At 35.3% G+C, this 22,839-nt stretch carries 17 protein-coding genes; 8 read left to right on the top strand and 9 right to left on the bottom strand.

The annotated features are described in order from the left end of the window. Positions 1-118: 118 nt before the first annotated feature. Positions 119-439 (bottom strand): YbaB/EbfC family nucleoid-associated protein, encoded by a 321-nt coding sequence (locus EKM02_RS10265; protein WP_126454841.1) that lies wholly within the window; start codon positions 437-439, stop codon positions 119-121. A 70-nt stretch (positions 440-509) separates the two neighbouring features. On the opposite strand from EKM02_RS10265, the gene EKM02_RS10260 reads away from it, so the two are divergent. Together EKM02_RS10260 and EKM02_RS10255 are read left to right on the top strand one after the other, a co-directional pair. Next, positions 510-2,645: a S9 family peptidase gene (locus tag EKM02_RS10260; protein ID WP_199878483.1), complete on the top strand. Its 2,136-nt coding sequence runs from the start codon at positions 510-512 to the stop codon at positions 2,643-2,645. A gap of 71 nt (positions 2,646-2,716) precedes the next feature. Then, complete coding sequence (locus EKM02_RS10255) at positions 2,717-3,757, top strand: PLP-dependent cysteine synthase family protein (protein WP_199878482.1); 1,041 nt, start codon at positions 2,717-2,719, stop codon at positions 3,755-3,757. 83 nt (positions 3,758-3,840) lie between these two features. Here the strand turns inward: EKM02_RS10255 and EKM02_RS10250 are convergent, their stop codons facing one another. From EKM02_RS10250 to gcvT, 3 genes are all read right to left on the bottom strand, one after another. Then, complete coding sequence (locus tag EKM02_RS10250; protein ID WP_126454834.1) at positions 3,841-5,913, bottom strand: hypothetical protein; 2,073 nt, start codon at positions 5,911-5,913, stop codon at positions 3,841-3,843. A gap of 537 nt (positions 5,914-6,450) precedes the next feature. Then, the gene (locus tag EKM02_RS10245; RefSeq protein WP_126454832.1) at positions 6,451-7,164 is read right to left on the bottom strand and encodes a YebC/PmpR family DNA-binding transcriptional regulator; all 714 of its coding nucleotides are present in this window, start codon (positions 7,162-7,164) and stop codon (positions 6,451-6,453) included. A 58-nt stretch (positions 7,165-7,222) separates the two neighbouring features. Beyond that, the gene (gene gcvT / locus EKM02_RS10240; protein ID WP_126454829.1) at positions 7,223-8,305 is read right to left on the bottom strand and encodes a glycine cleavage system aminomethyltransferase GcvT; all 1,083 of its coding nucleotides are present in this window, start codon (positions 8,303-8,305) and stop codon (positions 7,223-7,225) included. 285 nt (positions 8,306-8,590) lie between these two features. Between gcvT and EKM02_RS10235 the strand changes: the two genes are divergently transcribed. From EKM02_RS10235 to EKM02_RS10225, 3 genes are all read left to right on the top strand, one after another. Then, positions 8,591-9,445, top strand: coding sequence for an NAD(P)H-hydrate dehydratase (locus EKM02_RS10235; RefSeq protein ID WP_126454827.1), 855 nt, complete (start codon positions 8,591-8,593; stop codon positions 9,443-9,445). Positions 9,446-9,711: 266 nt separating this feature from the next. After that, entirely contained in the window at positions 9,712-10,506 is a 795-nt protein-coding gene (locus EKM02_RS10230) for a HipA family kinase (protein ID WP_126454825.1), read from the top strand. Beyond that, the gene (locus tag EKM02_RS10225) at positions 10,484-10,867 is read left to right on the top strand and encodes a DUF3037 domain-containing protein (RefSeq protein ID WP_126454823.1); all 384 of its coding nucleotides are present in this window, start codon (positions 10,484-10,486) and stop codon (positions 10,865-10,867) included. The genes EKM02_RS10230 and EKM02_RS10225 overlap by 23 nt, the downstream gene beginning before the upstream one ends. A gap of 6 nt (positions 10,868-10,873) precedes the next feature. On the opposite strand, the gene EKM02_RS10220 is transcribed toward EKM02_RS10225, so the two are convergent. From EKM02_RS10220 to EKM02_RS10205, 4 genes are all read right to left on the bottom strand, one after another. After that, positions 10,874-12,064 (bottom strand): NAD(P)/FAD-dependent oxidoreductase, encoded by a 1,191-nt coding sequence (locus EKM02_RS10220; protein WP_126454821.1) that lies wholly within the window; start codon positions 12,062-12,064, stop codon positions 10,874-10,876. Positions 12,065-12,193: 129 nt separating this feature from the next. Continuing rightward, positions 12,194-13,723: a S10 family peptidase gene (locus tag EKM02_RS10215; RefSeq protein WP_126454819.1), complete on the bottom strand. Its 1,530-nt coding sequence runs from the start codon at positions 13,721-13,723 to the stop codon at positions 12,194-12,196. A gap of 1,046 nt (positions 13,724-14,769) precedes the next feature. Beyond that, positions 14,770-15,174, bottom strand: coding sequence for a nucleotide triphosphate diphosphatase NUDT15 (locus EKM02_RS10210; RefSeq protein ID WP_126454817.1), 405 nt, complete (start codon positions 15,172-15,174; stop codon positions 14,770-14,772). Between the two features lie 112 nt (positions 15,175-15,286). Continuing rightward, positions 15,287-17,299, bottom strand: a complete 2,013-nt coding sequence (locus EKM02_RS10205; protein ID WP_126454815.1) for a M13 family metallopeptidase — start codon at positions 17,297-17,299, stop codon at positions 15,287-15,289. A gap of 642 nt (positions 17,300-17,941) precedes the next feature. Between EKM02_RS10205 and trhA the strand changes: the two genes are divergently transcribed. Continuing rightward, the gene (trhA, locus tag EKM02_RS10200; RefSeq protein WP_126454813.1) at positions 17,942-18,589 is read left to right on the top strand and encodes a PAQR family membrane homeostasis protein TrhA; all 648 of its coding nucleotides are present in this window, start codon (positions 17,942-17,944) and stop codon (positions 18,587-18,589) included. Positions 18,590-18,931: 342 nt separating this feature from the next. On the opposite strand, the gene EKM02_RS10195 is transcribed toward trhA, so the two are convergent. Then, positions 18,932-21,187 (bottom strand): FUSC family protein, encoded by a 2,256-nt coding sequence (locus tag EKM02_RS10195; protein ID WP_126454811.1) that lies wholly within the window; start codon positions 21,185-21,187, stop codon positions 18,932-18,934. 380 nt (positions 21,188-21,567) lie between these two features. Between EKM02_RS10195 and EKM02_RS10190 the strand changes: the two genes are divergently transcribed. Both EKM02_RS10190 and EKM02_RS10185 read left to right on the top strand, forming a co-directional pair. Then, entirely contained in the window at positions 21,568-22,242 is a 675-nt protein-coding gene (locus EKM02_RS10190) for an NAD(P)H-dependent oxidoreductase (protein WP_126454809.1), read from the top strand. Positions 22,243-22,570: 328 nt separating this feature from the next. Further along, positions 22,571-22,795 (top strand): hypothetical protein, encoded by a 225-nt coding sequence (locus EKM02_RS10185; protein WP_126454807.1) that lies wholly within the window; start codon positions 22,571-22,573, stop codon positions 22,793-22,795. Positions 22,796-22,839 lie beyond the last annotated feature (44 nt).

Genomic DNA, 22,839 nt, shown 5'->3' with positions numbered 1-22,839 from the left:
TCCGCTTCACATAGCGTGTTTCTTCATGTTTTTCCATTAGGATACTTTTTGTGTATCGCTATTTCAGGACGGGACATATCGTGATCAAAAAACGTTAAACCTTAAACTTTAAACTTTTTTATTTAAACAAATCTTCCATTCCGGGAATCATTGGCATATCCATTTTAGTAACGACATCCAGTTCGCTCTGATTGACATTTGTCGCTTTTTCGATTGCTTTATTCAATACTAAAATCAAATAATCTTCCAGTTGCTCTTTATCTGCTAATAGAGTGTCGTCAATAATAATTGATTTTAGGGTTCTGTTGGCAGTCAAAGTAACTTTCAATAAACCATCAGTGCTTTGTTCGTCTATAAGAACAGTATCTAAACGTTTTTTTGTGTCTTCTATCTTTTGTTGGGTCTCTTTAAGTTTGCCCATCATTCCCATTAAATCCATGTTTTAATTTTTTAAATTAATTTGATTTACAAAATTACTATATTGCATAGTTATAATCAATAAAATATTCATGAAAAATAAACTCGTCTTAAGTTGTCTTTGTGTTATTTTTGCACCATCAATTACTAATATAAAAGCGCAACAAATGTCAAAAAATATTCCTTCTCCCGTAGCTAAAATAATTCCAAAAACTTTAGAAAAACACAACCAAAAACGGGTAGATAATTATTTCTGGTTAAACGAGAGAGAGAACCTGGAAGTGATTGATTATTTGAATCAAGAAAATACGTATTATGAAGCCATGACTGTGGATACAAAAGGGTTTCAGAAAGAATTATACGAAGAAATGAAAGCCCGCATCAAGGAAGACGATCAATCGGTTCCTTACTTATACAATGGTTACTATTATATCACGCGTTTTGAAACCGGAAAGGATTATCCCATTTATTCCAGAAAAAAAGGAAGTCTTACCGCTACTGAAGAAATTTTATTCAACTGTAATGACTTAGCCAAAGACCATTCTTACTTTCAATTGGGTGGTTTGAGCGTGAGTCCGGACAATAAATTTGCGAGTTTTGGTATTGATACCGTTGGAAGACGTATTTATACGATACAAATCAAAAACTTAGAGACGGAAGAAATTCTTTCGGATAAGATTGAAAATGCTACTGGAAGTTCTGTTTGGGCCAATGATAATAAAACGATATTTTACACCAGACAAGATAAAGTTACCTTGCGGTCTGATAAAGTTTTTAAACATAAATTAGCCACAGATTCAACTACTGACATATTAGTTTTTAATGAAAAAGACGATACGTTCAATGTTTCTGTAGGCAAAGAAAAATCAAAAAAATATATTGTAATAGGCTCCGGAAGTACCTTAACAACCGAGTACAGAATTTTAAATTCAGATACTCCAGATGGAGAGTTTGTGGTTTTTCAACCAAGGGTTCGCGGCTTAGAATACAGTATTTCTCATTTTGGAGATTCTTTTTATATCATGACCAATAAGGACAAAGCAACTAACTTCAAGTTGATGAAAACCCCTGAAAACGCTACTGCAAAAGAAAATTGGAAAGATGTCATTGCGCATCGAAAAGACGTTTTACTGGAAGATATCGAAATTTTTAGAAACTATTTAGTTGTAGAAGAACGTTCCAATGGTTTGAACCACATTCGTATTATGCCTTGGAGTGGAGAAGGAGAATATTATTTGCCATTTGGAAGCGAAACGTATAGCGCATATACGACGACAAATGTGGATTTTGATACTGATATTTTGCGTTACAGTTACCAATCATTGGCAACGCCATCATCAGTTATTGACTTTAATATGAAAACCAAAGCGAAAGAAATCAAGAAAGAGCAACAGGTTCTTGGGGGTAAATTTGATAAAAATAATTATATCGAAGAGCGTGTTTGGGCCACAGCAACAGATGGTACCAAAGTACCCATTTCTATGGTGTACAAAAAGGGGTTGAAAAAAGATGGGAATAATCCGGTATTGCTTTATGCCTACGGTTCATACGGCGTTACCATGGATGCTTATTTTTCATCTACGCGTTTGTCAATTTTGGATCGAGGATTTGTATTTGCCATAGCACACATTCGCGGTGGTGAAGATTTAGGAAGACAATGGTATGAGGACGGAAAATTATTGAAAAAGAAAAACACCTTCACTGATTTTATTGATTGTTCTAAGTTTTTGATTCAGGAAAAATATACTTCACCAAAACATTTATATGCCGAGGGCGGTTCAGCAGGTGGATTATTAATGGGAGCAGTTGTCAATATGGCGCCGGAATTGTACAACGGAGTAATTGCGCAGGTTCCTTTTGTAGATGTTATCACCACGATGCTTGATGACACGATTCCGCTGACAACAGGAGAATATGATGAATGGGGCAATCCAAACGAGAAAAAATATTATGATTATATGGCATCTTACTCTCCTTATGACAACGTAAAAGCTCAAAACTATCCTAACATGTTCGTTTCTACCGGACTTCATGATTCACAAGTACAATATTGGGAGCCTGCCAAGTGGGTTGCAAAGCTCCGTACTCAAAAAACAAATGATACCGTTTTATATCTTAATACGAATATGGATGCGGGTCACGGCGGTGCTTCAGGTCGGTTTGAAGCCTTAAAGGAATTAGCAAAGGAATATAGTTTTTTATTAGATTTAGAAAAAATTAAAAACTAGATAGCTTTTTTTTGTTAAATTTGTAACTTTCGTTGTGTAATCAGAAATTGCTGCAACTAACTATTTTTTTTATGAAAAAAAAAGTAAACGCTTACAATAATGTCTTAGAACTTATAGGTAATACTCCTCTTATTAAGTTAAATAAAGTCACTGAAGAGTTAGAAGGTGCTTTTTATGCAAAAGTAGAAGCTTTTAATCCGGGACATTCCTCCAAAGACAGAATAGCATTGCACATAATTGAAGAAGCTGAAAAGAGAGGCGTTTTATCTCCTGGTGATACTATAATTGAAACAACATCCGGCAATACGGGTTTCAGTTTAGCAATGGTGAGTATTATAAAAGGATATAGCTGTATTCTGGCTGTTAGTTCTAAATCATCTAAAGACAAAATAGACATGCTTCGCAGCTTAGGCGCTAAAGTGTATGTTTGTCCGGCGCATGTTTCTGCTGATGATAAACGTTCGTATTACAATGTTGCCAAACGTTTGCATGAAGAAACAAAAGGCTCGGTGTATATCAACCAATATTTCAATCAGTTGAATGTTGATGCGCATTATAAGTCTACCGGTCCAGAAATTTGGAAGCAAACAAATGGTGCAATCACACACTTAATTGCTTGTAGTGGAACAGGAGGAACTATTTCCGGTACTGCAAAATACTTAAAAGAACAAAATCCAAACATTAGAATTCTTGGAGTCGATGCTTTTGGATCCGTATTAAAAAAGTACCATGAAACTGGAGAATTCGATAATGATGAAATTTATCCGTACCGAATAGAAGGTTTAGGGAAGAACTTAATTCCATCAGCAACGGATTTTGATATTATTGATAAATTCATGAAAGTAACTGACGAAGAAAGTGCTCATGCGGCTCGAGAAATCACAAGGAAAGAAGGTTTATTTGTAGGATATACTTCAGGAGCTGTTTTGCAAGCCATCAAGCAATATGCTGATCAAGGCGAGTTTGATGTTAACAGTGTTGTTATTGCCATATTTCCAGATCACGGTTCTCGTTATATGAGTAAAGTATTTAGTGATGATTGGATGCATGAACAAGGTTTCTTTGACAGTATAAACCAAGAAGAAGTTCAAAAAATAGAAATGATAAAATAAGTTGAAATTATAAATAAAAAGTCCCATTAGCTTTTGCAAATGGGACTTTTTTATTGATCATATAAAGAAGAATACTTTTTTGGTTAATCCAATAATTCAGGAGTACTAAGTATTAATTCGATTTTTTTAATAGTGATCGTGATCTGGCTCATTTGTAATTCTATGTTTCTAAAAAAGAGACTAATATCTCTGTTGACCCAACTTTCAGAAATAACTCTTGCTCCCAAACTAATTCTTAAAATAGCACTTTCAATTTCAGTAGTATATTTTACATTAACTGCTTGACCAATATGGCATTTTTGGGCAGCAAGCCGAATGATTTCTAATGAAGAACCTTCAAACTGATCCGATAAATCAGTATTTAATAACGTATATAATTTTTTTACATTATCAACAGATAAAACTTCATTATCTTTAAAAATAAAGAAAGGAAAAATGGTACGGATATTTCGTATTCCAAATTCTTTACTACTGTAACTCTTCGTTTTTGTTTCATCACCATAAATAGGCTGTAAAAAAGTGGCTTCTTTTATGGAATCATCAACAAAATTGCAAAACATCTCAATACCCATATTTCGATATAAAACAGGTGTTTTGTAGTATCTGTCCATTTCAACTACGGCCGCATTCCAGCGCATATAGGAACCATAGTTATACCCATCGGATAATTCATTGGAACAAAACCACGAAGCCGGCCAATCAGAATGATTGTAATATTGGGTTAAACCTTTGGGCAATGTGTTTTTTACAGAATGTATTAATTTGTTGACACTTTTAGGTAGAATTAATGCACCGCAGTATGGAGGGCCCGTGAAAAATTTACTTCCTGTTATAGTAACAATATACCCTTTGTTTAAATAATTTTGTATGTCTTTTGGATCTAATCTAAGCTGTGAGCCATCTACAATAATCTGAATTGATAAATTTTCAAGTGTATTTAGTTTTTTTATAAATTCGTCACTGGGAGATTGATACCCTAATTTTGATTGGTCCATAGTATGTAACACGATGTGCCTGCCTTGATTTTTGGTCTTGATAACGGCATCAAATACTTCCTTATCTAATTGAGCAGAAGATTTTGATGCGCCATTTTCATCTCGAAAAGGGATTTTAATTAAATCAACCTCTCTAAAGCCTTCAATTTTAGTGTCTTTTTTAATTGGATAATTTAGTGCAGTAGTGTTTTCAAAGTGGCATCCTTTTAAGGCGGCAGCAACGCCACTACCAGTTTCATCAGAGGCTACCAAAATGTGTGTAATTTCTTTGTCGGAAATAATTTGTGTTATAGCTGCTATTTGCAGCGACGAATCGGTACCTGATGGAGAAAAAATTATTTCACATTCCTCATTTAATTTAAATATTTTTCTAAGGTTATTTTTTAGTAATTCAGAAAACTCGGTAGTAGTATTTTTAAAACTGTTTTTCAAGCTGTTTCTAATTAATATACTTCTCACTTTATCGGTTTTATCAAAAGCAAAATTTGAAACGCTGGACGCCGTAGATGAGGCAAAAGTAAATGCATCAGGTCTTGGGAATGGGCGACATCCATATTTGTTTAGCAAATGAATTTCGTCAATATTCAATCTAAGATCTCCTCCAGACATTAATAAGTATTCGGTGGGTTTTGCTAGATTTTCAACAATAGGTTTCCAAGATTCTTTGAGTTCAGTATTTAAATTTTTTAAACCATGGAAAGATTGTAGCTCTTCGTTTATTAATGAAGATTCTGTATTTAAATAGGTATCATTTTTGATTAAATTAATTAAAACATAATCAAGATCTTCTAATTTTTCTTTATCATCTTTAGGTAGTAAATTATAAAATATTCGAATCACTTCAAGTGCAGCGATATCGCATAAAACAGCCTCTTTTTTTTCGTTATTCAACGCTTTGTACCATAACTGCCATTCAATACCATATCTTAAATAAACTAGAGCTAAAATAGGTTTGTTCAAAAAGGACGAGCCAATAATAATCGATTTATTGGGTATAATTTTGAAAATAGTAGGCTCACTAGTTGAGGTGATTATATTGATGTTATTTATCTTTGGTACAGTATTAAACCTTTTTAAAATACGCACTAAATAGTTTACATTTTCTTTTTCAAATAAACTGGTTCTTTTATATTGATTTTCAATTAGAATGTTGTTTGTCATATATGTTATAATTTAAAACGTTCCTTAGAACGATATTCTGTATTAGGAATATTTAGTTAATTCACTACACGCATTCAATCAGTGACTACATTCTGCTGAAAATTGTCACAAAAAATAATTTTCCCTTTTATTCTTAATATTCAATGATGGTGCTCTATTTTTAAATAATTATGTTCTCACTTGCTGGCTGTTTCGCTTGTTTTTTAGGCGTCGCATTTATCAAAAAGTAGGCAAATATAAGAAACTTGATATCAGGAAAAAATATATTAAAAATACTCGTTTGCTAAATCTCATCGTGTTAATTATAGACCGTGAATTAAACTTATATTCACTAAATAATGGAACTTGTATTTTTTAATTAAATATTGTATTTTTTTATTTTTGATTTATTACTTGAGCACCTGATAAAAAAGGATATGGGACACTCCAGAGAATATTTAAAACAATAAATGACCGAGGCATAATTTTAAAGTCATACATTTTCAGGCAAAAAAACTCCAGCCGAAGCTAGAGTTTTAGGTATTGTAGAAATTAAGTTTATGCTTCTTCCATAGTATGATACACGTTCATGACATCATCGTCTTCTTCCATTTTTTCAATTAATTTTTCTACATCGGCCATTTCAGCTTCCGATAGTTTTTTAGTAATTTGGGGGATTCTTTCAAATCCGGAAGAAAGAATTTCCAGTCCTCTGTTTTCTAATTCTTTTTGAATGGTTCCAAAACTTCCAAAGGGCGCATATATTAAAATACCATCTTCGTCTTCAAAAACTTCTTCAGCACCAAAATCGATTAACTCTAACTCTAGTTCTTCAGGATCAATTCCGTTTGCCGGGATTCTAAAATTACAGGTGTGATCAAACATAAATTCAACTGAACCTTGTGTTCCCAATGTGCCATTGCATTTGTTAAAATAACTCCTAACATTAGCCACCGTTCTGTTATTATTATCAGTAGCAGTTTCAACCAGAATGGCAATACCATGCGGTGCATATCCTTCAAATAAAACTTCTTTATAATTGGCCGTGTCTTTATCGGTTGCTTTTTTAATGGCGCGTTCCACATTTTCTTTTGGCATATTCACTGCCTTAGAGTTCTGGATCACGGCTCGTAATCTAGAATTGGCATCAGGATTTGGTCCGCCTTCTTTTACGGCCATTACAATATCTTTTCCTATTCTGGTAAATGCTTTGGCCATTGCTGACCAACGTTTCATTTTTCTTCCTTTTCTAAACTCAAACGCTCTTCCCATTACTTTTTCTTATTTTGAACTACAAAAATACAGTTATTCTAAATTTTATGCAATGATTTTATTTCTTATAAAAAGGCAATTTTACCACTTTAGCAGGAACATCATTTTTACGGATTCGGATAAAGATATCGCTTTCCAAAGCACTGTTTTCTGAAGTTACATACCCCATTCCTATTCCTTTATTCATTGAAGGTGACATCGTTCCCGAAGTTACAATTCCGATTAAATTTCCTGTTGCATCTACAATTTCGTAATCGTGTCTTGGCACCGCACGTTCCTGCATTTCAAAAGCAACCAGTTTTTTAGAAACACCCGCTTCTTTTTGTTTTTTCAGATTTTCTGAATTCGTGAATTCTTTTGTGAACTTTGTAATCCATCCCAAACCAGCTTCCAGTGGCGAAGTCGTGTCATTAATGTCATTTCCGTACAAACAGAAACCCATTTCCAATCGCAACGTGTCACGAGCTGCAAGACCAATTGGCTTGATTCCAAATGCCGCACCTGCTTCAAAAACTTTAGTCCAAATTTGTTCTACTTCTGAATTTTTACAATAAATTTCAAAACCTCCAGAACCAGTATACCCTGTAGCCGAAATAATTACATCTTTGATACCCGCAAATTCACCCACTTCAAAATGGTAATACGGAATCGCAGATAAATCTTTTGAAGTCAACGATTGCATTGCTTCAACCGCTTTTGGCCCTTGAATTGCCAATAATGAATAATCATCCGAAAGGTTTTTCATCTCCACACCCAAATCATTTTGAGCCGAAATCCAATCCCAATCTTTCTCAATATTCGACGCATTTACTACTAATAAATACTGCTCATCTTTCATTTTATAAACAAGCAAATCATCTACAATTCCACCATCATTATTTGGAAAACAAGAATATTGCGCTTTTCCGATAGTCAAAGTCGAAGCGTCATTCGTAGTCACTTTCTGAATTAAAGCCAATGCATTTGGACCCGTAAGCAGGAATTCACCCATGTGAGAAACGTCAAAAACACCCACGGCATTGCGCACCGTTTCATGTTCCGCATTCACTCCTTCATATAAAATGGGCATATTGTATCCGGCAAACGGTAGCATTTTTGCTCCCAAACTCTCGTGTATGTGCGTAAGCGCAGTATTTTTCATTGTGTTTTTCTATAAAATTTAATTTTGCTAATTTATTGATTTTATTTCGGGTGACAAAGGCGGAGCGAAGCAAAGTTTAAAGTTTCAAACGTTTTCGGAACAATCTGTACTGTAGGATTTGTAATAAGTATTTTTAGGAGCTATTTCCTGCTTTTCACTGTAATCTTATTATTCGCCAAAAAGGCATATAATAAGGATTTCCGTTATAATCAGGGCTAGGGAATTTCGGTTCAAATAACGAATTTGTATCCTATTAAATTCGTAATTTTAAACAAATAAATTTCCATGACGAATCCTATTTATATTGACCAAAAAGAAATTCTAAAACGCTTCAAACAACCAGACAAACATACCCACAAAGGTATTCAAGGACACGCTTTAATCATTGGCGGAAGTTACGGCAAAATAGGAGCAGTGAGCTTATCCTCTAAAGCGGCTTTGAAAACCGGTTGCGGATTAGTTACCGTTTTCATTCCGAAATGTGGATACGATATTTTACAAATCTCAATCCCAGAAGTCATGGTTTTAACTGACAATCAGGAGAAATCAATTTCCAATATTACTTTCGACATTACACCACAAGCCATCGGAATTGGTCCTGGATTGGGTCAGGCCGTAGAAACCCAAAATGCGCTACATCAGTTTTTAAAAACAAATAAAACGCCTTTAGTGATCGATGCCGATGCACTGAATATTTTATCCCAAAACAAAGAATGGTTTTCTTTAGTACCGCCCAAAACAATCCTAACGCCACATCCCAAAGAACTGGAACGATTAATTGGAAAATGGCATTTCGAAGAAGAAAAAATGAATAAAGCAATCTCTTTCTCCAAACAACACGAAATTATAATCGTTATGAAAGGCGCACCCACCCAAATCATTGATGGTGAAACGGTATATGAAAATACCTCCGGAAATGCTGCGCTTGCAACCGCCGGAACGGGTGATGTTTTGACGGGAATGATTACAAGTCTCTTGGCACAAGCCTATGAACCCATTAGTGCCGCAATTCTTGGCGTGTATCTTCACGGATTAACCGCGGATATTGCCTTGCCAGAAACGGGCTATCAATCTTTTATCGCTTCAGATGTGATTGCGAATATTGGAAAAGCTTTTTTGACTATAGAAAACGTGGAGTAGTATTTTGTCTTTTACCATTGTATTTCTTTTCCTTTTGTCATTCCGACGAGGGAGGAATCTCATTATAGTTTCCGGTAATTTTTTTATGAATAGCTAATTTATTCAACTTATTATTGATACAATTTAGCAATAAAAAATATTCTTTATAAGGTTAATTTTTCGTCAGACGGACAGATTGTTAGCAATCATTCTGCAAAATAGATACTAAATTCTTCTACTTATTTGTAAGTTTGTATCCAAGCAAAATAGCTTTATCCAATTCGATTATGGAAAAAACACCCCATCTTAGAACCGTAAATGTTACACGATACATCGCTCCTTTGCGGGAAGGCGGCTCTTTGCCTGCGCTCGCTGAAGCCGATGACGATTTTAAATATGTACTGAAATTCAAAGGTGCTGGACATGGCGTAAAAGCCTTAATTGCCGAATTAATCGGTGGAGAAATTGCTCGTGTATTAAACTTGAAAATGCCGGAACTCGTTTTTGCAAATCTCGACGAAGCTTTTGGCCGCAGTGAAGCCGACGAAGAAATTCAGGACTTGCTTCAAGGGAGTCAGGGTCTGAATTTAGCTTTGCATTATTTATCGGGAGCCATAAATTTTGATCCTGTTGTCACGTTGGTTAACCCAAAACTAGCTTCCCAAATTGTTTGGTTAGATGCTTTTATCACCAATGTGGACAGAACCTTTAGAAACACCAATATGTTGATCTGGCATAAAGAATTATGGTTGATCGATCACGGCGCAAGTCTTTATTTTCATTATTCGTGGACCAATTGGGAAAAGCAAGCACAAAGTCCTTTTGCACTGATTAAAGACCATGTTTTGTTGCCTCAGGCTTCTTTATTAATAGAAACTGATGTAGCATTCAAAAAAATAATGACTGACGATGTATTGCAAAATATCGTGAATCTGATTCCGGAAGTATGGCTCCATTGGGAAGATACCGATGAAACTCCGGATGCAATTCGGGAAGTCTATTTTCAGTTTTTAATAACACGTTTGAACCATTCCGAAATTTTTATAAACGAAGCACAAAATGCAAGAAAAGCACTTATATGAGTATGCCGTAATCCGGGTTGTGCCAAGGGTAGAACGCGAAGAATTCCTCAATGTGGGTATTATTCTTTTTTGTAAAAAAGCAAAATTCATCAAGGTTTTGTATGCAGTAAATGAATCCAAACTCCAAGTTTTTTCAGATGATTTGGATAAAGAACAATTGCATTTAAATATACAGGCATTTGCCAAAGTAGCGCATGGCGAAAAATCAGGAGGACCAATAGGACAATTTGATATTCCATCGCGTTTCCGGTGGTTAACAGCACTTCGCAGTTCCGCCATTCAAACCTCAAGACCACATCCAGGATTGTGTGATGATTTAGAACAAACAACACAACGCTTGTTTGAAGAAATGGTGTTGTAATAAAATCTAAGAAAGACTGTTTAAGTGGCGCGCGAGGTGCATTCCCATACTAAAACAAGCTTGCAAGAGATAGCCGCCGGTAGGTGCATCCCAGTCGAGCATTTCACCAATGCAATAATTACTTTTTTTATCTTTTAGTTGAAAATTTTCGTCCACAGCATTCAGTTGGATACCGCCTGTCGTTGATATCGCATCGTTCAATAACGCAGCACCGGTAATTTCGAGGCTTAATTTTTTAATATTTTGAGCCAATAATTCTGGATTCAAGTAGATTTCTTTCGAAAGGTATTTTTTCAAAAGTCCAATTTGAGCGGGACTCAATTTTACTTCTTTCTGTAATGTTTCGCTCGTCTTTTTAAAAGTTGATTTTCTAATTTTGTCAAGCAAATCTTCATGACATAAGGTTGGTTTGAGATCTAGGAAAATTGTAGCTTTTTGTTGACTTTCCAATTCTTCCCGAATGTGTGGACTAAGTGCATAAATAGCATTTCCTTCTAAACCGAAACGTGTGATAACCGCTTCGCCTTTTTGTCTTTTATTCAAACAGCTAATCGCAATATTTTTAAGCGGACTGCCTTCATGTTCCAAGATGAAATCTTCCGGCCAGTTCACCCGATACGCACAATTCGAAGATTGAAAAGCAACGATAGGAATATTTTTCCTTTCAAATAAATCTAGCCAGGCACCATCAGAACCGGTGATCTTCCAGCTACCACCGCCCAGGGCAAAAATGGTATAGTCGGATTTTATTGCTGTATCTGTATTGAAAACGATGTCATCTTTGTTCCTCCAGCCCGTCCAGGTGTGTTGGTATTGAATAGCGACACCTTGCTTAGTCAAAACATCCAGAATTGCGTTGAGTACTGTTATGGGTTTGATGCCACTTTCAGGATATACTCGTTTGCTACTGCCAATATAGGTTGGGATACCGATGGTATCTATCCACTGTCTAAAGTCTTCATTATCAAAATCAAGCAATGCTCTTTCCAAAAAATGAGGTGGTGTATAGCGTGCAATCAATTCGGCAATGGGTTCCGAATGGGTGAGGTTAAATCCCCCTTTTCCGGCCACCAAAAATTTCCTTCCCAGTGTTTTGTTTTTTTCGTAGACTGTAACCTTGAATTTCTCACAATCCAATAATGCAGCCAGTATAAGTGCTGCGGGTCCTCCTCCAATAATTGAAACTGATTTTTTCACGTCACAAAAATAGGTTTTGTTTTACCCATAAATGCCGTTACGTATTTTATATTAGCCAATGTATATGTAAAAAATAAAAAAGGCTGTTCAAAATTATTTTGAACAGCCTTTTTAGAAATTTTTTATCCACTAATATTTTGCCGACTCTCCGGCTTTCGGCAAAGATTGTTTTATAAATTGTCTGATATCCTCGTTGGCAGTTTCTAAATCTACTTTTCTCAAATACATCATGTGCCCGCTTCTGTAACCTTTCCAGGACATTCTGTCATTTAGTCTTCCGCTTGGATCCATTTGCCACATGTTGTATTTTGAATTGAAATAATCACAAGCCCCGTCATAATAGCCGGACTGAACCATTACATGCAAATACGGATTTTGAGCCATGGCTTGACGCAGGTTTTCTCCGGTTTTATCATTGGAATCATCCCAAGGCCGCACAGAACCAAACATATTGTATTTGAAATCGGTTTTGTAATTCAAATTATTGCGCAAGTACATATTGATGGCAGGAGTAAAGGAGTGGAGCCAAGAAGTAAGTTCGGCATTAAAATCAGGACTGTCACCAGCGGTTTTACGGTCAATTCCTTTGTAACGAGAATCTAATCTTCCTACGGTAAATCCTTGATCGCGTAACAATTCTTTCCAGAAATAATCATAGGGAACATCTAAATTATTTTGTAAAACCACTTTTTCCGAAAGCCCGGAATAGCGCGCAATTTTGGACGCGATTTCTTTTCTTTTTTGATCGTCCAATGCGCCTCCTTTGCTCATTGCGGGAAGCAGTTCATTTATGGTGAATTCTTCTACTTCAGGCAGCATATCCGTTAAATCTTTGTTCTGTAAATCAGCAGGTAATTTTTTATGGAACCAAGCCGTAGCAGCAAAATAAGGCAGTTTCAGTGCAGCTTCAGAAGCGACTCCACGAGTGATTCCCAATTCAGTTGGCGATACTAAAATAACGCCGTTCAAATACATCCATTCACTATTTTGTAATTCTAGTGCCAATCCGGAAACACGCGTAGTACCATAACTTTCACCAATGAGATATTTGGGTGAAGCCCAACGATTGGTTCGGGATACAAATCCATTAATCCAATCAGCAAGGTATTTAATGTCGGCATTTACACCAAAGAATTTAGTGGTTGGTATTTCTTTACTTGTCGCTCTTGAATAGGCGGTATTAACAGGATTTACAAAAACAATATCGGCGACATCCAATATCGAATATGGATTTTCCTTGATTCCATAAGGCTGTAACGGATAGCCTTCATCATCAATATTAATTAAAGTAGGACCCGTGTAAGCAATCTGCATCCAAACCGAAGCGGAACCTGGACCGCCATTAAAGGAGATGACTAAAGGGCGGGCAGCACGATCTTTTACATCAGATCGCTCATAATACGTGTAAAATAATCCGGCAATTGCTTTTCCATCCTCGTCCCAAACCGGCATCGTCCCAGTGGTTGCTTTGTAAGGCACTTTTTGACCTTTGATAGTCGTGCTGTGTTCCGTTACCACCTGCGAATCCGGATTGAAAATAAGATTTGCAGCTGAATATTCTTCTTTTGGCGCAGGAGTAGCTGCTGGTGTTTTTGATGGTTGGGCATGCATTGTCGTAAAAAATCCAACTAAGAGCAACGATAGTACTGTTTTTTTCATAAAGAGATCGGTTTGAGGTGTTTTTTACAACAATTTTTTGATAAAATTTAATTTCACTAATGTATTGTTTTTTATCGGAGCATCTATAAAAGAATGCAAAATTGTGATTTTCAAACTAAAAAATCTTTATAAAAGTAGGTTGAATAAAATAACACCGCTAAAATTCGGGAGTTATTCTTGGACTTCCAAATCTTGTTTTGATTCAAAATAGATGGAAGTTGTTTTTTATGAACCGAGCTCAGCTCTTGGTTTTTGCCTTGAAACTGACTGACTTTTCCATTGATTATAACTTTTTTAACCAACATGTAGTACTTTATCTATCTTTTTAATCGGAAATATTTTTACGTTGTTTTTATGAAACTATAAATCATCGACTACTCTTGGAAAAAATGCCGATTGCTTTTTTATATATCGCGCTCTAGCTCTGTATATTTCCGTCTTTTCTCCAGTTCGTGAATTTTTTCTTGTTCAGGACTTAGTTTTAAATTCCCTTTTCAGGAAAACTTCCCTCTCTAAACTCCTCGAACTCTTTGTACCATTTGTGCAACTGCTATGCTGTTACTCCCAGTTCTCTGGCTAGTTTAGATCGATTGGTTCACTCATAACTCAATTGGATGGCTTTTTCTTTGAAATCTTTGTCATAAATTTCACTTACTTGTTGCATAAGTTAAAATCAAGGTTTTTATACTTTACTTTTTGTGCGGGTAAAGTTTGCGCATCTAGTATAGAGGTGAGAAGAAAATCGTCGCTCAATACTAAATAAAAAGGATTTGGAATATAATTTTACGACAGCGCGGGAAGATTGTTAGTTGTCTAATATTTGGAATAAGGAGGAAATGCAACTGCGGGGGCACGGGGCTCTTTTTAGTAAGCTGCGTTGCAAGCGCTACGAATTGTTTTTATAAGTCAAAGTAGGCACTCATTATAAATGTGTGTTTGTGGGAGGTTACGATTGTATCACACTGTTTATTTTTTGTTTAAAAAGGTTTGTTTTGAAAAAAAACTTTTTTTGATTTAGATAAGGAATTGTCTTTTGCAGTGTGACATTAAAAGGGATTAAAGCCTTCTTTTAGTTGGTTGATTGTTGGTAAGAAAAGTGGTGAGGGTAATTTATCCCATTCAAACCATTCCCATTTGTCGAATTTATCAGGTTCCATAAGTTTTACTTCGCCGGATTCATAGTCTGAGATCATGCTAATTGTGATATAATGTTTATGTTCGTTTTCAAAAATATCGTTGGTAATGGTTCCAAAACGAAGATTTTTAATTTGAATTCCTACTTCTTCCCAGACTTCTCTGCGGGAACATTCTTCCCATGACTCACCAAACTCTAGGTGGCCTCCAGGGTAGCACCAGCTTCCTTCGCCATGTGTATTTTTTCTTTTGCCAAGAAGGATTTTGTTGCCTTTAATTATAATTACTCCAATGCCAACTTTGGGTCTGTTTTCCATTTATAGTTTTTATTAATGCCAAGATCGTATTATGAAGTCTCTAGCTGTTTTTTGTGTTTTGACAGCCATGTACGTTAGAGGTTTAAGAAATATCTTTGATGTTGTCGCGTTACTACCAAATTATTATTCTATCCTTCATTGGTAAAAACATTTTATCTTCAGGTTTTACATCAAATGCTTCGTAAAAAGGGGAGGTATTCATTAGAGGACCATTGACACGCCAAACTGGTGGGGAATGAGGATTGTTATTGATCCACAAGCGCAGGTATTCGTCTTTCATTTTTACTCTCCATATTTTGGCAATAGATAAAAAGAAGCGTTGGTCTGCAGTAAAACCTCCAATTTTTTTTGTGTCTTGTCCTTGTTGGGTCATTTTAAAAGCATCATAAGCGACCGCTATTCCCGCAATATCTGCCGTGTTTTCACCAACAGTCATGTCGCCTTTGATGTGTAAAGAGTCCAATACTGTATAGGTACTGTACAAATCGATAACTTGTTGTATTCTTGACTTAAATTTTTTATAATCCTCTTTTGTCCACCAGTCTTTTAAGTTACCCTCTTTATCGTATTGAGCGCCTTGATCATCAAAAGTATGGGTTATTTCATGGCCTATAACCATTCCAATACCTCCATAGTTGAGGGCGTCATCCACATTATTATCAAAATATGGCGCTTGTAAAATACCTGCCGGAAAGACAATCTCATTTGCCGTAGGATTATTATACGCCGTAACCGTTGAAGGAGTTGTATACCATTCTGCCTTATCAACAGGTTTGCCTAATTTTGCTAATTGTCGTTCATATCCAGCTGCAGCAGCCGACACGACGTTTTCAAAATATGTATCTCTTGCAATATGCACATTTTTGTAATCTTTCCATTTATCTGGATATCCTATTTTCTTGGTGATCGCAAACAGTTTCTCTTTCGCTTTTTGTTTTGTACCGTCACTCATCCATTCCAACTTATCAATTCTCACAGCGTAGGCTTTTTGTACATTATTCACCAGGATCAACATTCGTTTCTTGGCATCCTCCGAAAAATATTTCTTTACATACAATTGCCCAAGGGCTTCGCCTAGGTAATTATCAACAGCACTAGCCATCTTTTCGCCACGTGATTTTTGAACTGCCTGACCAGAAAGTACTTTAGTGTACTCAAATGCGGCATCTACAAAAGGTTTGCTTAAATCATCTGCATATCTTGCTATTGTATTTGCTTTTAAATAAATTTTCCAATTATTGATGGGAATAGTCTGTAAAAGGGTATTAAGGGTATCATAATAGGCTGGTTGGCCAACATCAAGAGAATCTGTTTGAGCACCTAAATTATTAAGCAAATCAGCCCAACCTATGTTGGGATGTCTTTTTACAAGATCTGTCACAGCTATTTTATTATAATTAGCTTGTACATCTCGAAGTTCCACTTTTGTTTTATGCGAATCGGCGAGTTGTTTGTCAATATCATAAACCAGATCAGCATTTTTTTTGGCCTCTTCGGCATTGCTGCCTGTATTTTGAAATAAAGTGGCAATGTATTTTTTGTATGATTCTTGTATGGCAACAGTTGATGAATCTGATTTGAAATAGTAGTCCCTGTCAGGCAAACCAATACCTGTTTGGTAGGTATGTGCTATGTTCCTACTGCTATTTTTATCATCAGGTGACACCCCAAAAGCTATAATTGAAGAATTGTCCATTTTTGCTTCACCTGCCACAAAATTCATTAAGGACGGTATGTCGTTGATAGTTTCAATTTTGGCCAGAAGTGGTTTAATAGGTTTGTAAGTGCGTTCGTCGATCCTTACAGTGTCCATGCCTGAGGCATAAAAATCAGCTACCTTCTGTTCCGGGCTCCCTATAGGATTCCTGCTTTGTGAAATACTGTCCAATATTCCTTGTAGGCGTATCCGTTGTGGATAATTCATAAACATGTAGGCACCAACTCCAGTTTGGGAGGCAGGAATTGGTACCGAATCGTACCATTTACCATTTACATATCTAAAAAAATTATCACCGGGCCGCAATTTGGAATCTATTCCTGTAATCGCAACATTATTCTTTAATGTCTGTTTCGAGCAGGAAGCAAAAGCTAAAAGTGCAAACAAAAGTAGTAGTAAATTTTTCATAACCTAGACGATATTTATTAAAAATAAATTGACAAACCTTTGAAAGCTGGCATTTTAAAATAGTATGCTTAGCAAAGATAATTTTAGCACCACAGTATACGAATTCAGTTTTAAAACCCAACTATTTTATGCTTTTTCAAATATATATAACTTTTATTACAATTTTGCAATTGGATCGAAATAACATCTTTGATATTTGTGGTGAAGAGAGGCGAGCGTTTTTATTATTGCTTTTTACATAGGCGGTCCAGAGATTAGTTCGTGAATTTTACTTTGTACAATATGTTTAGTTTACCGCACGAAAGGATTACTTCGGCGAATTTCATTTCGCTCAGTAGATGGAGTGATCATTCTTAGGACAACGAAAAGAAGAATCAGCAGAAGCAAGTGTGACGAAAGTTTTTTTATAATCTCCTTTATAATTTAAGCGCGATTAAATCTGCTGAATAAAGAAATGCAAATTGTTCAATAGGAAATAAACCAGACCAGACGATTCATCATAGAGCGTGTAAGGAGACCTCTTGGAAGTAGAACAGTAGTAATAAAAAGGTAAATTATATCGCCATTAGAGTTAAGTTAGGATTAGATTTGAGTAATTTTACAAAAAAGAGGTAAAATAATACGCATTGTCAAATAAATTTTATGCAAACTCAGAATTCAAATATACAAATCAGGCAAGAACTCGTAAACAGTATCGTACATGGTTTTGGAATTATTTTTGGTATTGTAAGTATCCCTATCCTAATTGCATTTGCTATTAAAAGTGATAACACTTCTGGTATTATTGGTGCGGCTATATATGGCTTTTGTTTTTTACAACTTTTTACTTTTTCTACACTCTACCACGGAATGCAGAATGTTCAGGCAAAACGCACACTTGAAATTCTTGATCACATCAGTATTTATTTCTTGATAGCGGGTACTTACACTCCGTTTTTACTGATGTATATGCCTAATTCTTTTGGTATAACGTTGCTATCGGTTTTGTGGGGTCTTACAGCATTGGGAATCATTTATAAGATTTTTTTTATAGAAAAATGGAAGATTTTTTCTACGGTAATTTACATAGGAATGGGCTTGATTATGGTTGTTGGCGGACGTACTTTCTTTGAAAGTATTCCCTCTAATATCCTGACTATGATTCTAATTGGCTGCGCGCTTTACCTTATTGGTGTTGTTTTTTACTTGTGGAAGAAATATCGGTACAACCATGCTGTCTGGCATTTTTTTGTGCTCGCAGGTGCTGTTTGTCATTACGTAGCTGTTTTATTGGCAGTAGCGTCTAATTGATTAAAAAATGAAGGGGGTTGTAAGATAACAAAAGAAGCAACCTTAAGGAACGCAATGGGAGGTTCATAATAAGGAAGTACAGAATTTATATTTGATTAAAAGGAATTGCGAATAGGATAAACAAAAGAATAAAAAGTCTCCATTTAAGTTATATACTTAATAATTAAAACGCTTTTTTTTGATCTTTATATAATTCAATTTTTAAAAGAGGATGAATGCTGAATAGATAGAAGACAACAAAAAAGATGATATTGACAAGTACCAAATTTAGTTGCAAGTAAGTGCTATAAGTAATAATGAAAAGCATGTTGTGAATATTACCTTAACATCGATAAAAAATTACTACTGGGTTTCTACGATAGTCAAGCGATAACGTTCTGTAGCTTTTTGTATATTTTCTGAAAGGGATTTTAACCAGGTCATGTGATTGGCAATCAAATAAGCTTCCTGAAGACCATGAAGCGTTTCGATATCTAATTCAGTGTGGCCTAATCTGATATTTTCATCTCGCAAATCTGATAATTGCTGATACTTCCCCAACAACTTTTCCTCCGCATCTTCAGCAGTTTCTGTAGTGACTTTTTTCTTTATTTGAGTATCGTCAAAACTATCGAAGGACATCTGTAGGGTATTGGATATCTTTTTGATGAGTATATTAAATTCTATAGAAGCAGGAGTGGTTTGATGATTACTGATAAAATTACCAATGGATGCGATGGCAGAAACCATGGTCTGGTTAAGAGTCACAATTTCATAAATCAGTTGAAATTCTTTCTGTTTCGATTTTGGGTCTTGGGTCAATCGCTGGAAGGCAGCATTTAAATTACTGATAGCAAGAAATGCTTCTTTCCTTGCCAAACTATAGGAGAGTTTGTGTTTAGAAGGATCTTGATATAACTCTTGTGTTGCTATAAGATATTCTTTGTTCCTTTTTAAAGCGTTCAGAAGTACCTGTTTTAGATTATTGGCTTCCCAACTTGGTAAAAGCATATAATTAGCAACAACTGCTATAGTGGCTCCAATGATGGTGTCGATGACGCGGTACTGAATCACTTCAAAGGCATCAGGATTGATTAAGGAATACACAAATATGATACTGATGGTGATCAATGCAGCGGAAAACTTATAATTCTGCTGAATTAATGCAAATGCAAATACCAATGAAACAAATGCTAATACCGAATAAACCACTACATTTTGAGTAAGCAGCACAATACCAACAGCAATAGTCGCACCAATGAGCGTTCCGATAATACGAGCTTTTGATCGCTCTTTGGTTAGACCGTAGCTAGGTCGCATAATAACGATAATGGTCAGCAAAATCCAATAAGTATTTTGGATGTCAAAAAGAAATCCAAATAGATAGGCAAATACTATCGCAATGGTAAGGCGCAATGAATGTCTAAACATGGTGGAATCCAAACTGAAATTTTGAACAAGGACATTCAGCCTGTATTCCTGAAGCGTTAAAAACTGACTCGAATCTTGTCTTTTTAAGGATATTTTAGAAGCCTCCTTGACATTGGCCATTACACGTCTAATAACTCTGATTTCTTGTAGCAGTTGCTCTTGATAATCGTATAGATTTTTCAATACTAAAGCACCTTCACGCGCTTCAGGTAATTTGACGGTATCGACGTAATTTTTGATAGATTCGTTGGCTTCTGCTAATGTACTTAATAGAATATCTTTATTTGGTATTTTCTTCTTTTGAATCAATAATTCAGACAAACGGATGAGGTGATCGCCCATGATTTTGCTCAGATTTTTGGAAGCTTTTAGAAATTCTTTGTGCTCGCCAAAAATTTCATCGATCATTTTGTAATCCAAATGTTTTGCTTCTGTCAATTCGAAGATAGTAATAGAAGATAGTAAGATTAACAGTTGCTTTTCTTCATAATGCGAACGTCCGGAACGTTTACGTGCGGTTAGCAGTGTTTCTCGGAGTGTTTCCTGCTTTTCATTGATTTGATGTTGCAAAACTAAGCTTTGTTTAAGATATTTGTCACGCTCAGTTTTCTTTGTTAATAATTTGGCTCGTATTTTTAAGTATTCACCAATAAGGAAAAGCGTATCTGACAATAGCTGATTCTGATCTTTTACAGGCGCAAGTTTTTGAAAAATAACGGATACGACTAAATACCAAAGACCTCCGACACCCATTAAGGCAACCTGAACTAAAATTGCATAGGCCGTTTCTTTTTGAATGGCAATTGCTATTACCATTGCCAATAAGCCAGAAAAGGACACTAAGGACGCTCTAAAACCATAAACCGAAAGCAGCGAGACAGCAAACGTAATAATTGCTAGTGCCACCAAAAACAGGGGTAGGAAAGGTTTTGAAAATAGGATTATAGCCGTAATAATCATTGTTAATCCAATACTGATTAAAATAGCATTGACTTTACGCTTGGTGCTGCCCGGAATGTCGCCTGGCGCATTTAAAAAAGCACCTATAGCAACAGCTAGAGCATATTCAAAATACCCTAAAAGATACAGCACTGCAAGAGGTACAGCAATTCCAAAACCAATACGAATCCCTCGGTCAAAGTTCGAGCTTTTTAAAAATAATTCTAATTGTTTGAGTTTTTCTTTCAAGCGGGTTTGTAATTTGATTCCAAAGGTAGAATAATTGAGGGGAAGTATTGTCTCGTTTGCTTATTTTACGTGATACATTTAAAAGAATCAGAGAATGTCAAATAGTTTTATAAAACCTTATGAAGTAGACTGATTTTCCAAATTATTGCCAATGTCGGGCTCGTTTTGGTCTTCTTTTTTGAGGGATTTCACTTTTCTCTTTGTACTTCAAAAAAAGGAATAGAAAGTCAAGCTGGTTTAGAACTACTCAAACGTGAGAGTCAAACCGGAAAAGAGATGTAGTTATGAAAATATTAAATCTATCTTACTTGATATAGGTCAAGGAGATTTCTGCTGCAGTATTGTAAATTTGTAGTCATTAAAAATTTATACAACAGAATATGAGCATACCTAACATAGCAAAAGAAGATATTATCAATGCATTTCAATTTAGACATGCCACTAAAGAGTTTGACGCTGCTAAAATTATTTCAGATGAAAATATGGAATTTATTTTAGAAACCGCACATTTATCGCCAAGTTCTTTTGGTTTTGAGCCTTGGCATTTTATTGTTGTTCAAGACAAAGAGTTGCGTGAATTGATAAAACCAGTAGCTTGGGGAGCACCGGCAAAACTAGATACTGCAAGCCATTTTGTATTGGGTTTGTCTATGAAAGCACCAATGGTAAAATACGATTCCGATTATGTTATGTCAATGATGAAAGAAGTCAAACAATGGCCAGCAGATACCATAGAATTGTATACTAAATTCTACAGAGAATTTCAAGAAAATGATTTTGATTTAGATACGGATAAAAAATTATTCGATTGGTCATCAAAACAAACCTACATTGCTTTGGGAAATATGATGACATCAGCCGCTTTAGTAGGTATTGATAGTTGTCCTATTGAAGGTTTTCATCAAGAAAAAACAGAAAATTTATTGAGAGAAAAGTTTGGTGTGGATACAGATAAATACGGTTTATCCTTTATGGTTGCTTTTGGTTACAGAAAAGCAGATCCAGCAAACCCTAAATCAAGAAGAAATACAAAAGATATTATTACTTGGATGTAATTTCTAAACATTTCAATTTAGCTAGAAAAATAAGTAATGGTTACAAAGTGTAAAAACTTTGGAACCATTTTTAATATAAGTAACAAAAAAGGAAAGCGATACTAAATAAAAAAATCTTTCGATAGAAGCTATTAAATCATAACCTTGTTACCCGCTGGCGAAAATTATTTAAAACACTAGAATAGCCGTTTTAATGAATTTTTTCTTCTTAACAGAAAATTTTTCTATTGAAAATTACTTTAAATTATCAAAAAAAATAATTATAGACAACGAACAACTTCGTTTCATCAATTTTGCAATAGTGAGCTTAAAATCAAAACCGCAATAAATGAATAAAGAAAATAGAGCTGTTGATTCAATTCTGGTTCAGGATTTTAAAGGCAACCAAATCGATCTCATAAAAGAGTACCAAGGGAAACCTGTTTTGGACATAATCTATAACAACCAATGTTTTGAGTATACTAGACGCGCGATTCCTTTGGCATACCAATTACAGAAAGAAAATATAGGGGTACAAAATCGATTGTTCTATACACTTGAGGAACTGGATTAAAAACATTTTCAGAAATAGTGCCCTTTGTCCTAGAACGATCTGAT

The organism is Flavobacterium sp. RSP49 (assembly GCF_003968735.1).
GTDB lineage: Bacteria > Bacteroidota > Bacteroidia > Flavobacteriales > Flavobacteriaceae > Flavobacterium.
Note: the sequence above shows the minus strand (reverse complement) of the source record. Positions and strands in the feature narration are given on the sequence as shown.

What these genes read in the sequence shown, in the direction of transcription:
- EKM02_RS10255 (WP_199878482.1), top strand. Translation starts at nt 2,717, where the DNA reads ATGAAAAAAAAAGTAAACGCTTACAATAATGTCTTAGAACTTATAGGT.
- EKM02_RS10215 (WP_126454819.1), bottom strand. Translation starts at nt 13,723, where the DNA reads ATGAAAAAAACAGTACTATCGTTGCTCTTAGTTGGATTTTTTACGACA.
- EKM02_RS10250 (WP_126454834.1), bottom strand. Translation starts at nt 5,913, where the DNA reads ATGACAAACAACATTCTAATTGAAAATCAATATAAAAGAACCAGTTTA.
- EKM02_RS10190 (WP_126454809.1), top strand. Translation starts at nt 21,568, where the DNA reads ATGAGCATACCTAACATAGCAAAAGAAGATATTATCAATGCATTTCAA.
- EKM02_RS10265 (WP_126454841.1), bottom strand. Translation starts at nt 439, where the DNA reads ATGGATTTAATGGGAATGATGGGCAAACTTAAAGAGACCCAACAAAAG.
- gcvT (WP_126454829.1), bottom strand. Translation starts at nt 8,305, where the DNA reads ATGAAAAATACTGCGCTTACGCACATACACGAGAGTTTGGGAGCAAAA.
- EKM02_RS10210 (WP_126454817.1), bottom strand. Translation starts at nt 15,174, where the DNA reads ATGGAAAACAGACCCAAAGTTGGCATTGGAGTAATTATAATTAAAGGC.
- trhA (WP_126454813.1), top strand. Translation starts at nt 17,942, where the DNA reads ATGCAAACTCAGAATTCAAATATACAAATCAGGCAAGAACTCGTAAAC.
- EKM02_RS10185 (WP_126454807.1), top strand. Translation starts at nt 22,571, where the DNA reads ATGAATAAAGAAAATAGAGCTGTTGATTCAATTCTGGTTCAGGATTTT.
- EKM02_RS10225 (WP_126454823.1), top strand. Translation starts at nt 10,484, where the DNA reads ATGCAAGAAAAGCACTTATATGAGTATGCCGTAATCCGGGTTGTGCCA.
- EKM02_RS10235 (WP_126454827.1), top strand. Translation starts at nt 8,591, where the DNA reads ATGACGAATCCTATTTATATTGACCAAAAAGAAATTCTAAAACGCTTC.
- EKM02_RS10245 (WP_126454832.1), bottom strand. Translation starts at nt 7,164, where the DNA reads ATGGGAAGAGCGTTTGAGTTTAGAAAAGGAAGAAAAATGAAACGTTGG.
- EKM02_RS10205 (WP_126454815.1), bottom strand. Translation starts at nt 17,299, where the DNA reads ATGAAAAATTTACTACTACTTTTGTTTGCACTTTTAGCTTTTGCTTCC.
- EKM02_RS10230 (WP_126454825.1), top strand. Translation starts at nt 9,712, where the DNA reads ATGGAAAAAACACCCCATCTTAGAACCGTAAATGTTACACGATACATC.
- EKM02_RS10260 (WP_199878483.1), top strand. Translation starts at nt 510, where the DNA reads ATGAAAAATAAACTCGTCTTAAGTTGTCTTTGTGTTATTTTTGCACCA.